The sequence below is a fragment of the Rhizobium sp. AB2/73 genome (genome assembly GCF_020871915.1).
Taxonomy (GTDB): Bacteria; Pseudomonadota; Alphaproteobacteria; order Rhizobiales; family Rhizobiaceae; genus Rhizobium; species Rhizobium dioscoreae.
Map to the genome: position 1 here is coordinate 1687349 of NZ_CP067071.1, position 12269 is coordinate 1699617.

Below are 12269 nucleotides of genomic sequence, written 5' to 3' on the forward strand. Positions count from 1 at the left end.
GTCTTTTCCGGACGCGGCGGAATTACCGGAAAAGACACGGCAAGCCCGAGTGAGTTGTAACGAGGCGTAACCGCATGGCGAACAAAAAGTACATCGAGTCGGTCGAGGACAAGGCCTTTCAGGCATTGGACGAAGCTCTGCAGATCGATTTCAGTGACGAGAGCTTGGAGTCCCGCAGCGGCACTACGCCTGATGTCCCGGAGCGAAATGTGTCTGAGCCGCCGAAACAGCCGATAAAGCAGACCAGGGATGATGCCGCCCGCAAGAATGGCAGCGCGCGCAGCACCGCCGCCCCTGCTACCCCGCCCCGCTCCGCCGAGGCACCGAAGAACCCGAACCTTGCAGCCGCCAATGACGGCAGCCGGGCGAGTTCCGCAAGCATATTGAGAGCGCTCGACGGAGCCCCGCAGAGCCACGCGGTGCGAAACGCCACGATCTTCTCGCTGTTCTGGATCATCGGCGGCGCCGGCCTCGCCTTCATGCTCTATGGTACGCAGATCCGAAACATCCATTCAATCGCGGATCTCGCAGCCCTTCCAGGCGTCATCGCCTGCATCGTCGGCATCATCGTTCCGGTGCTGCTCTTCTATGCTTTCGGCATGATGATTTCGCGTGCGCACGACATGCGCAATGCAGCCCGCTCCATGGCGGAAGTCGCTCTGCGTCTCGTCGAGCCGGAAACTGTAGCTTCCGAGCGCATCATGACGGTCGGTCAGGCCGTGCGCCGTGAAGTCTCGGCCATGAACGAAGGCATCGAACGCACCATTGCACGCGCCACGGAGCTCGAAACCCTCGTCCATACCGAGGTCAATGCGCTGGAGCGCAGCTACGCCGACAACGAGTTGCGCGTGCGCAGCCTGGTCCACGAGCTGGGTACCGAGCGTGACGCCATCGTCAATCACGCCGAGCGGATCCGCTCGTCAATCTCCGGCGTGCACGATCAGATCAAGGAAGACCTGTCGCTGGCGACCGAGGAAATCGCCGTGCGCCTTTCCACTTCGGGCGAAGCCTTCGCATCTATGATCGATACGCGCGCCGCCGCGCTGATGGAGAAATCGGATTCCGCCGTTCAGGCCCTCGGCACCCTGCTTGCAGCCAAGACAGACAGCCTGCTGCAGAACCTCAACGCTTCGGGCCTCGCTCTCAGCCACGAATTCGACACCCGCCTGGAATCTCTGTCCTCGACCCTTGCCGAACGCGGCAACGCGCTGCTCGGCCAGTTCGAAACGCGCGCGTCGACGCTCGATGCGAACACCGAAAAGCTGAACTCTGCACTGAATGAACGTGCGCGCCAGCTCAACGAAACGCTGGTTGCCCGCACCCGGGAGATCAGCGAGAGCCTCACCGGCGGCGAACGTTCCATTACCGGCACGCTCGACACTGTTCTGTCCCGCCTCAACACGGCCCTCGACGAAAAGGGCGCGAGCTTCCGTCAAAGCCTGCAGTCGACTGCAGATGATGCCATCATGGACATCGATCTGCGCTCCGGCTTCTTCGACGAGCGCTTCCAGTCGACCATCGCGCAGCTTTCGACGGCGTTCGACGAGCGCGTATCGGAATTCACCTCGGCCTTCGACAAGCGTGCCGGTACCCTGGACACCAAGCTCACGGAAAGCCTCGCCCGCATCAATCAGTCGCTCGGCAGCAATTCCGATGCGCTGGAAGGCATCCTGACCTCCAGCATCGAGCGCCTGGGTTCGCATCTCACCGATCAGTCCCTCGCACTGGCAACGACGCTGGCAACCGGACAGGAAGTGCTCGAAAGCGCCATCGGTTCCAAGGCGAACGAGATCACGTCGGCGCTGCAGAATGCCACGACTGGCATTTCCTCGGCCCTCACCTCGGGCACGAGCGAACTCAACACCACGCTCGCGTCGCATGCCGACGCCTTCACCTCCGCCGTGCAGGGTGTCACGCGCGACGTCTCCGCCGCCCTGCAAAGTGGCACGGAAGAACTGACCTCGGCCTTCACCGGCCGCGCCAATGACATCAACAATACCCTCTCTGCCCGCACCAGCGAGATCACGCAGGCTTTGAGTTCCGCCCACGAGCGCGTCGATGCCGTAATGGCCGCTCGCAGCAACGCGCTTTTCGGCGCCCTGGCAGACAACCAGTCTCGTTTCGAGCAGACGCTTGCCGAACGTTCGGAGGCGATCACCAATGCCGTCAGCGGTTCCCACGAGCATCTGACCGCCGCGCTCGACGAACGCACCTCGATGCTGGCAATTTCGCTGGCCGAAAGCCAGTTGCGCCTCGAAAACACGTTGGCGAGCCGCGCCGATGCCATCAACAGTGCCATGGCCGACACCCATAGCAAGCTGGCCGACACGCTCGACGACAAGACGATGGCTCTTGCTATTGCGCTTTCCGAAGGCCAATCCCGCCTGGAAGACACCGTTTCCGGTCATGCGGAACACGTTGCCGGCACCCTGGATGCGAAGACCAAGGACCTTGCGCGTGCGCTCGCCGAGGGTCAGGCTCGTCTCGAAAGCACGGTCTCAAGTCACGCCGAAAGCGTCACCAATGCCCTCGACGACAGGACGATGGCGCTCGCTATCGCGCTTTCCGAAAGCCAGGCCCGGCTGGAGGAAACCGTTGCCGGTCACGCCGATCGCGTCGCCGACACGTTCGAAGGCAAGACGAGTGCGCTCGCGGCCGCCCTGACCTCCGGCCAATCTCGTCTCGAAGAAACCCTCGCCAACCGCGCCGAGGCGATCATCAAGGCATTTGCGGGCAACCACAATGCTTTGGCCGAGGCGCTGGACGACAGAACGATGGCACTCGCCATCGCGCTAAGTGAAAGCCAATCCCGCCTGGAAAGCACCATAGCCGGTCACGCGGAAAGCGTTGCAAGCACTTTGGATGACAAGACGATGGCATTGGCCGTTGCCCTCTCCGAAAGCCAGGCCCGCCTTGAAAACGCCGTTTCCGGCCATGCGGAAAGCGTCGGCGCCACGCTGGACGACAAGACGATGGCACTCGCCATCGCGCTGTCGGAGGCTCAGGCCCGTCTCGAAGATACCGTCTCAGGCCACGCCGAACGCGTTGCCGATACCCTCGAAGGCAAGACGCGGGCGCTCTCCGATGCCCTGACCTCCGGCCAGTCGCGCCTTGAAGCAACGCTCGCCAACCGCGCCGAGGCGATCACCAACGCATTCACCAGCAACCACAATGCGCTGGCCGATGCACTGGACGACAAGGCGATGGCGCTTGCCATTTCGCTCTCCGACACCCAGTCACGCCTCGAGGATGCGGTATCCAGCCGCCTCGACGCCCTCTCCGAAACTGTCGCCGGCACTCACGACAGGATCGTCAACAGCCTCGACGACAGGACGATGGCGCTCGCCGTCGCTCTTTCGGAAGGCCATGCGAAGCTGGAAGACACTCTTTCCAACAGCGCCAAGGCCATCGCCCATACCGTCAACAGCGGCCACGAGGCATTGACCAACACGCTCGATGACAAGAGCATGGCCTTCGCGATCTCGCTCGCCGAAAACCAGAACCGTTTCGAAAGCGCCCTGGAAGAACGCACCAATGCGCTCCTCGATAGCGTCTCCGGTGCAGAATCCCGTGTTGCCGGGGCCTTTGGCGACAAGGCGGATGCGATTCGCGCAGCCTATAGCGAAAACCAGGAACGCCTCGATCGCTCGCTCGCTGCCCATACGGACACTCTCTCCGAAATACTCGGCGCCAACAGCGATCGCGTCGAGACCGTTCTCGGCACCACCACCCGTCAGCTCGAAAACACCCTCGGTGCCGGTCTGTCTCAGATGGATCAGAACCTGGCCTCGGCCTACGAGCGTATGCGCTCCACGCTGGAAGATCGCAGCAATGCGATCAATCTCGCCCTGCGTGACGCCCATGCGCAGATCGACAATACGCTGATGGAGCAGACGACCGCTATCGGCACCTCGATCGCCACCAGCGCCAGCATGCTGGAAATGTCGCTGGAGGATCGTGAGGCTTCTCTGCGCCAGACCATCGACGCGAGCGCAAGGATGTTGGAAGAGCGGCTGAATAGCGGTGCGGGCGACATTGCCGGCCGTATCCAGCAGGCAGCAGGTGACATCGCGCGCTCGGCCGAAACCTTCTCGTCCAACCTCAACCAGTCGATTGACGGCATGACGAACCGCTTTGCCGAGACCGGCTCGCGGGTCGAGGCTAGCCTCTCGGCTCTTGAAAACCGTATCAATGAAGGTGTTACAGGCGTTGCCGCTCAGGTCGACGCTGCCGGCAACCGCCTCTCCGATACGCTGGCGAGTGGCGCGGCGAAGATCGACGACAGCGGCAGCCAGGCATCCGCCCGCATCGAAGAGCGCCTTTCAACGATGGATCGTGCTCTCAATGTCGGCCTCGAAGCCGTCAATCGCACGATCGAAGGCAAGGCCGCCAATCTGGCCACCACGCTGCGCACGGCCGTCGCCGACGCCGCGCAAGGCATGGACACAGAGGCGACGCGTACGGCCGAACTGCTTGCCAACACCGGCCAGCAATTCGCCGAAAACCTCGGCAACCACAGCGATGCCTTCGCCCGTGCCATGACCGAGCGCTCCAACGACCTCGTCAACCGTGTCTCCGAAACGCAGAACCGGTTGGCAAGCCAGGCTGCGGCCGTCGCCCAGACGTTCTCGGAAGCCGGTAATGCGATCGTCAACAAAGTCGCCGAAGCCGAGGGCCTCGTCAGCAATCAGGTCAATACGATTTCGCAGGCACTGTCTTCCGCGGAACAGTCGCTGGAAGCCCGCGGCGCAGCTATTCGCAACACGCTTGCCGGCGGCAGCGAGCAGATTGCTGCCTCCATGGCCCAGGTCGAGCGCGCGCTCGACGAGCGCAGCACGGCGATCCGCAGCTCTCTGGAAGAGCGAGCCCGTGAAATCGGCTCGACGCTTGCCGATGTCGACAAGGCGCTGGAAGCCCGTGGCACATCCATCCGCACCTCGCTTGACGAGCGTACCCGCGAGCTGAATTCGATGCTTGCCGGACGTTCTACCGAGCTGTCGCGCCTCATCGACGAAAAAGCTCGCCCAATCGTTGATCGCTACGCGGCAACGGGTCAGGAAGCCGCAGCCCTCATCTCGGCGGCGGCTCAGGAAAGCACGGAACGTCTGCGCGCTGAAAACGCCGCCCTCATCAACGCGATCTCGTCGCGCACGGAGCATGCGGTCAACACGGTCAGCGCGCTCGAAAACAACCTGCTTGCAAGCGTCAACGGCATCATTGCGCGCTTGGCGGACAACAACTCGGCGATTGCCGGCCTGTTGTCGAACGCGGCCACCGAATTCGCAAACGTCGACGATCGCCTCACAGCAACCTCGTCGCGCTTCGCCGAATCTGCCGCGAAGGCCGGCGAGATGGTTTCCGCGTCCAGCCGCCTCCTCGAAGGCAAGGTCGACAAGCTGTCTGAGATCACCGGCCAGACCCTATCGCAGGTCGGCAGCATCGTCGGTCGTTTTGACGATCACTCCAAGGTGCTGACGCAGGCATCCCAGCTCCTGGGCGCCGCGCAGTCAAACCTCGTATCGACGCTGGAGGAGCGCGAAACGGCACTGCAGAATCTGGCCGTCGGCCTCGTTCAGCGCTCGGAGGAGATCGAAAACACCATGCGCGCCCTCGGCTCGATGGTCGAAACAGCCTTCGATCGGGCGGAGCAGCGGTCGAACCAGGTGACCGGCAACCTTCGCCAGAGCGTGCAGTCCTCCTTCGGCGATATCGGCCGCGTTCTTTCCGACGCAGAGAAACGCGCGGAAGATGCGGCGGAAAACATGCGCACCGCCTTGCAGAAGGCCGGCGAGGAAGCGAACCAGGCTGTCGAAAACACATTCGCCAATGCCGAGCGCCGCTCAAGCGATCTCACCAATCGCCTGCGCGGCGGTCTCACGGCCTCGCTGTCAGAGGTCGAGCAAATGCTCGCCGACGCCGGCAAGACGTCCGAGACCGCTGCCCAGCAGCTGCGTGAAACCCTGCGCGTTGCGGTGGATGACGCTATCGGCCGCTTCGCCGGTGCGACGGATGAGATCCGCCGCTCGGCCGGCGATATTCGCCGTGAGCTCGACCTTACTCGTAGCGAGTTGAAGCGCGGTGCCTTCGACCTTCCGGAAGAGGCAAAGGAAAGTGCCGCAGCCATGCGTCGCGCCGTTGCCGAACAGATCAAGGCCCTGCAGGATATCTCGCAGATCGTCGGTCGCTCGACACAGCAGCTGGAAATTTCCGAGCCTGCAGCCCGTGCCCTGGCGGATGCGCAGCCCGCTCCACGGCCGCAGCCCGCCGCACCTGCCCCGGCCGCTGCAGCTCCGCGGCAGCAACAACCTGCTCCGCAGCAACCGGTGCAACAGCCGCCGGTCGCCCAGCAGCCCGCACAGCGCCCGGCACCGCAGCCGCAGCCGCCCTCGTTCGAGTCCCTCGGCTTGCGCGGGTCGATCCCGGCCGAGCGCCCGGCGGCACAGCCGCAGCGTCCGGCGGAAACAGCAGCTCCTGCCCGTCAGGAAGCAGCAGGCGGCGGCTGGATCAGCGATCTGCTGCGCGGCGCGTCGCGCGATGAAAACGCCGGTCTGCAGCCAGCCCGTCAACCGGCACCGAAAGCGCCGGCTGAACAGGCTCCCGCTCCTGCCGCACGCAACCCGCGCCATGTCGTGGAATCGCTGAACTCGCTTTCGGTCGATATCGCCCGCGCGATCGATCATGACGCCTCGGTTGATCTATGGCGTCGTTACCAGCGTGGCGAACGCGACGTCTTCACACGCCGCCTCTATACGCTCAAGGGCCAGCAGACCTTCGATGAGATCAAGCGCAAATACGACCGCGAGCCGGAATTCCGCACCGCAGTCGATCGCTACATCGCCGATTTCGAAAAGCTGCTCACCGACGTTGTTCGCACCGATCGCGACAAGACGGTCACGCAATCCTATCTCACATCGGACACCGGCAAGGTCTACACCATGCTGGCGCACGCAGCGGGTCGCCTGAGCTGAGGATGGACAAAGAACGATTGAGCGATCCCCGGCAGAGATGCCGGGGATTTCTGTTTTAGGCTGTTCCATAAGTTTTTAGGGCACGAAAAAGGGCGGTTCTCGGCCGCCCTTGACTTGCTTGGCAGGAGCTCGAACCGGCTTACCGGGCCTCATGCACTTTCGAGATCAAACCGCTGGTAATGCCGACGAGGAGGAAGTTGTTCTTCAGGCGAACCCAGCGATAGCCGCGCGGGGGTACGGACAACTGGTAGGTACGATAGTCGATTTCCGTTGCACGCCGCCGATCGGAGGCCGACAGGCGGCGTCCCTTGACCCAACCGCCCTTGCGGATGACGACCTTCTTCTTCACCAGTTCCTTCTGGACCACGGCCTGCCTGCCGGCGGGCGCAGGCTTGACTTGCGCAGTCGCAACCAGCGGCATTGCGATGATGGACGCTGCAAGAAGAACAGTGAAGATTTTTCTCATTGGTTGTTTCCTCATTTCAGAATCTGCACGCGAACTTATCGTGAAAGACATGAAACGAGTCTGACAGTCGAATTACAATTCCGTAATGGATGCGATAGGTTCGGCCAGGCGTCTGCTCCACTGGAAGTCTTATAGCTCATCATAGTTGAACCAGTCGAAATCCGCCGTCTTTGCCCGGCCGGACGTGTCGAAAGCAAACATGCCGACAAAAGCACCGGTGAAGGAGCCATGCTCGCCGCGCCCGCCCTCATCCGAGATGACGCCAGCATCGAGCACAGGCCCGATCGCCTGCCATGCGCCCATGCCTTCCGCTTGCCAGTAGAATTGGAGCTCGTTGTCCCGCACCTCCATGGCAAGCTGGATCCGCCCATCGGGCACTGCGACGCCACCCTCGATCGGAAAACTCAAGCGGCCGTTCGGATAGTCTCCAGCGCAGGTCATGATGGTGACGCAGCGGCCGAGCTTCTCGTGCAAGGTCACGGCAATGGCATGCAGCTTGAATCGATTATAGTAATGCGTCAGGCCCGCAACTTGCTGATAGGTGTCGGGTTCGAATTCGACGACGGTTTCGGCCCGGAAACTGTGATGCTCCTGCCGGCGGGCGACGAGGGCTTGCTCGAACCAGGAACCGATGCTTTCACGAGCAAAAAGCCGCAAGTGACCCGGACGCTCCGTCACGCTGAAAATGCGTTCCGGCTGCGGCGTGCGCAGCCACTGAAAATCCGTTGGCAGTTTGGCCTGATCGAAATTGTAACCGCTGCGGCGCGGCCTCTCGATCGGCACCGCACCGTTCAGACCGGCCACATTGACATCGGGAACGCTGGTGCCGTTTTCGAGATAGAGCCAGCCGTCCTCTTTCCAGACGCATTTCTGCAGAGCGGTCTCGCGGCCGAGCGTGCAGCGGCGATGCGGCGGCAGAGGCCGCCCGCAAAGATGCGTATGATAGAACTGTCCGTCATGCGTCTCGACATATTGTCCGTGGCCGGCGCGCTGCAATGCCGCTTCCGGATGGTCCTTCGAGGTGATCAGGTATTTGTTGGGATGCAGTTCGTACGGCCCGGCAATGTCGCGGGAGCGCGCCATGGTCACGGCATGATCGTAACCAGTGCCGCCTTCTGCCGTGGTCAGATAATACCAGCCGTTGCGCTTGAAGAGATGCGGCCCCTCGACCAATCCCAGCTCCGTGCCGGCAAAGATGTTCCTGATCGGCCCCTTCAAGGATTTCGTCGCCGAATCCCATTCCTGCAGCAGGATGCCGTCGAAGGCCGGCGTCTTCGGCGAGCCGCCATAGCTCTCCGTGCGGTGGTTCCATTGCATGTTGACGAACCACTTGCGTCCGTCATCGTCATGGAACAGAGACGGATCGAAACCGGAGGAATTGACATAGACCGGCTCGGACCATTCGCCTTCAATCGTCGGCGAGGTCACGATGTAGTTATGGGCATCCTTGAAGTTGCCGTCATAGCGCTTGACGTCGGTATAGACGAGCCAGAACAGACCATCCGCATAGGAGAGGCAAGGTGCCCAGATGCCGCAGCTGTCGGGTTCGCCGCGCATGTCGAGCTGCGACGCACGCTCCAACGGCCGCCTCACCAGGGTCCAGTTCACGAGGTCGCGCGAATGATGGATCTGCACACCCGGATACCATTCGAATGTCGATGTCGCGATGTAGTAGTCCTCGCCGACGCGGCAGATGGACGGATCCGGATTGAACCCCGGCAGGATCGGATTGCGGATCATGAACTCTCTCCTCCGGAGACCATGGCAAGCGGCAATAAGGTAAAACGCCCGGAAACCAGTTCCAGGCGTTTCAGAATGCTCAATCGCGTTCGGCCGATTTGGCCCAGAGATTGATGTCGGCCTCCTTGGCATAGACATCGATCTGCTTCAGCTCTTCGGCGGTGAACTCGAGATTATCGAGCGCCTTGACACAATCGACGATCTGCGACGAACGGCTCGCGCCGATCAAGGCAGAGGTGATACGGCCGCCGCGCAGAACCCAGGCGATCGCCATCTGCGCCAGCGTCTGGCCGCGCTTCTCGGCGATCTCGTTGAGCTTTCTGATATTGTCGATGATCGACGGACGGATGAAGTCGCGCTTCAGGAAGTGGTTTTGCGCGGCACGGCTGTCGTCCGGAATACCGCCGAGATACTTGGTCGAGAGCATGCCCTGAGCCAGCGGCGAGAAGACGATCGAACCGATGCCGAGATCTTCAAGCGTATCCACCAGACCGTCATCCTCGATCCAGCGGTTGAGCATGGAATAGCTCGGCTGATGGATCAGGCACGGCGTGCCGAGGTCTTTGAGGATGGCGGCAGCCTCGCGCGTGCGCTGCGAGTTGTAGGAGGAAATGCCGACATAGAGCGCCCTGCCCGAGCGGACGATATGGTCGAGCGCGCCGCAGGTCTCCTCGAGCGGCGTGTCCGGGTCGAAGCGGTGCGAATAGAAGATGTCGACATAGTCGAGGCCCATGCGCTTCAGGCTCTGGTCGCAGGAGGCGATCAGATATTTGCGGCTGCCCCATTCGCCATAGGGACCCGGCCACATGTCGTAGCCTGCCTTGGAGGAGATGATCAGCTCGTCGCGCAAGCCCGAGAAATCGGTACGCAGGATCTCGCCGAAAGCGGTCTCGGCGCTGCCGGGAGGCGGTCCGTAGTTGTTGGCAAGGTCGAAGTGGGTGATGCCGAGATCGAAGGCCGTGCGGCACATGTCGACCTTGCGATCATGCGGGGTGTCGCCGCCGAAATTGTGCCAGAGCCCCAGCGAGACCGCCGGCAGCTTGAGACCGGAACGGCCGGTCCTGTTGTATTTCATTTTTGAATAACGATCGGATGCCGGTTGCCAGGCCATGATGGAATTCCTTCGAGATGAAAAGCGCGCGGGTTGGTCACCCGCGCGCAAACTAGCTCTTCCGGCGCTTACTTCAAGAGCGCTTGTGCCTCTTCGATGCCGAGGGCTGCCGGCTGCGTGCAGGTTGTCGTCAGATCGATGAAGCGGCCTTCCTCGCCAGACTTCAGGATCGAAGTCATGACGTCGACGCCATGCAGCGTGCGGTCGAGCGAGCAACGCGCATCGCGGCCGTCGATCAGTGAGGCCGCCATGTCAGCAAGCCCGGCCGTGCGATAGTTGGCGCGCGCACCGCTCGGGCTTTCCTGATTGACGATACCGAAAGGATGCGCCCAGTTTTCCAGTGGCTTGATGTCCTTGTCGCGGCCGCTCGCCTCGACGGTGCCGCCGAAGAAGTTCGGATCGGGCACATAGAGGGAGCCCTCGGTGCCGTAAAGCTCCATATTGGCATGGCGATGCGACCAGACATCCCAGCTCGCCGTCAGCGTGATGCGGGCGCCGCTGACGAATTCGAGCAGCGCCTGGATGGTCGTCGGCGTCTTCACCGGGATGATCTCGCCGTTGCGCGGCTGGCTGGTGATCGTGCGGGTCGGCGATGCCATCGAGGTCATCGCACCGACACGCTTCACGGGACCGATCAGATTGATGAGGTTGGCGATGTAGTACGGGCCAAGATCGAGGATCGGGCCGCCGCCGGGCAGGAAGAAGAAGTCCGGGTTCGGATGCCACATTTCCATGCCCGGGCTCATGACATAGCATGCGCCCGAAGTGACGCGGCCGATACCGCCGTCATCGATGAATTTGCGGGCAAGCTGGTGGGCGCCACCGAGGAAGGTGTCCGGGGCGCAGCCGACGGCCAACCCCTTTTCCTTGGCGATGCGACGCAGCTCTTCGCCCTGCTCCAGCGTCAGCACCAGCGGCTTTTCGGAGTAGACGTGCTTGCCGGCTTCCAGAATGCGCTTCGAAACCGGGAAATGCGCGTCCGGGATGGTCAGGTTGACGATGACATCGAGCTCGTCATTGGCGAGCAGTTCGTCGATGGTCTGGGCCTTGACCTTGTATTCTTCGGCGCGCGCACGCGCCGCTTCCATGTTGATATCTGCGCAGGCCAGCACCTTCAGGCCCTTGAAGAGCGGTGCGAGCGAGAAATAGGTGGTTGAGATGTTGCCGCATCCGATGATGCCGACGCCAAGTTCCTTAGCCATGTGGAAATGCCTCAAAAGCTCTTGAAGGATGCGATGGAGCGGGTGATCAGACGATCGACATCGCTCGGATTGTCGTGTTCGACGACGAAGTGCTTGGCCTTGGTGCCGGCGAGCGCCTTGAGCAGCTTCGCCCACGGAACCGTGCCATGACCGACATCGGCCCAGCCGTCTTCATTCTTGTTCTCGCCAGCCGGCGCGATGTCCTTGACGTGAACGGCCGTGATGCGCGGACCGAGCTTTTCGACCCAGGCAAAGGGATCGCCGCCGCCGCGGATGACCCAGGCGATATCGGCTTCCCAGGAAATATCCGGAGCGCCTTCGAAGATCTGCTCGATCGGCAGCGAGCCGTCGGCCTGCTTGACGAATTCGAAGTCGTGGTTGTGCCAGCCGAATTCGAAGCCCGCATCCTTGTAGGGCTTGCTCATCTCATGCAGGCGCTTGCCGAAGGCACGCCAGCCGGCCGCATCCTTCGGGCGCTGGTCGGCGCCGATATGCGGCGCATAGATCGAATCCATGCCGAGGGTCTTGGCAATGGTGAGCGACTTCTCCACTTCGCCATCAAGGAAATCCGGGCTGAAATGGCCGCTTGCCATCCGCAGGCCGTTCTTGTCGAGTTCGGCGCGCAGGTTCTTGAGGCCGGTCTCGTCGAGATCGGCATAGATGCCGCCAAAGCCCTCGACTTCGGCATAGCCAGCCTTGCCGAGCTTGACGAAGATCTCCGAATAGGGCTGGAAATTGCGGGCGCTATAAAGCTGAAATCCAAGTTTCGTCATCGATAGTCC

General features: G+C 62.0%; 6 protein-coding genes. 1 reads left to right on the top strand and 5 read right to left on the bottom strand.

Translation table 11 applies throughout. The features are described from left to right. The first annotated feature begins 74 nt into the window (after positions 1-74). Positions 75-6968, top strand: coding sequence for a hypothetical protein (locus I8E17_RS08500; RefSeq protein ID WP_219510709.1), 6894 nt, complete (start codon positions 75-77; stop codon positions 6966-6968). 139 nt (positions 6969-7107) lie between these two features. Here I8E17_RS08500 and I8E17_RS08505 read toward each other — a convergent pair whose 3' ends face one another. From I8E17_RS08505 to I8E17_RS08525, 5 genes are all read right to left on the bottom strand, one after another. Beyond that, positions 7108-7434, bottom strand: a complete 327-nt coding sequence (locus tag I8E17_RS08505; RefSeq protein ID WP_069613044.1) for an RcnB family protein — start codon at positions 7432-7434, stop codon at positions 7108-7110. A gap of 129 nt (positions 7435-7563) precedes the next feature. Then, the gene (locus I8E17_RS08510; protein ID WP_069613045.1) at positions 7564-9174 is read right to left on the bottom strand and encodes a glycoside hydrolase family 43 protein; all 1611 of its coding nucleotides are present in this window, start codon (positions 9172-9174) and stop codon (positions 7564-7566) included. Between the two features lie 79 nt (positions 9175-9253). Further along, positions 9254-10285, bottom strand: a complete 1032-nt coding sequence (mgrA, locus tag I8E17_RS08515; RefSeq protein ID WP_069613046.1) for an L-glyceraldehyde 3-phosphate reductase — start codon at positions 10283-10285, stop codon at positions 9254-9256. 68 nt (positions 10286-10353) lie between these two features. Continuing rightward, positions 10354-11487, bottom strand: coding sequence for a Gfo/Idh/MocA family oxidoreductase (locus I8E17_RS08520; RefSeq protein WP_069613047.1), 1134 nt, complete (start codon positions 11485-11487; stop codon positions 10354-10356). Positions 11488-11498: 11 nt separating this feature from the next. After that, complete coding sequence (locus I8E17_RS08525) at positions 11499-12260, bottom strand: sugar phosphate isomerase/epimerase (protein ID WP_069613048.1); 762 nt, start codon at positions 12258-12260, stop codon at positions 11499-11501. Positions 12261-12269 lie beyond the last annotated feature (9 nt).

Bases quoted from the DNA above. Each gene is read 5' to 3' on its own strand.
- I8E17_RS08520 (WP_069613047.1), bottom strand. From the start codon at position 11,487: ATGGCTAAGGAACTTGGCGTCGGCATCATCGGATGCGGCAACATCTCA.
- I8E17_RS08510 (WP_069613045.1), bottom strand. From the start codon at position 9,174: ATGATCCGCAATCCGATCCTGCCGGGGTTCAATCCGGATCCGTCCATC.
- I8E17_RS08500 (WP_219510709.1), top strand. From the start codon at position 75: ATGGCGAACAAAAAGTACATCGAGTCGGTCGAGGACAAGGCCTTTCAG.
- mgrA (WP_069613046.1), bottom strand. From the start codon at position 10,285: ATGGCCTGGCAACCGGCATCCGATCGTTATTCAAAAATGAAATACAAC.
- I8E17_RS08505 (WP_069613044.1), bottom strand. From the start codon at position 7,434: ATGAGAAAAATCTTCACTGTTCTTCTTGCAGCGTCCATCATCGCAATG.
- I8E17_RS08525 (WP_069613048.1), bottom strand. From the start codon at position 12,260: ATGACGAAACTTGGATTTCAGCTTTATAGCGCCCGCAATTTCCAGCCC.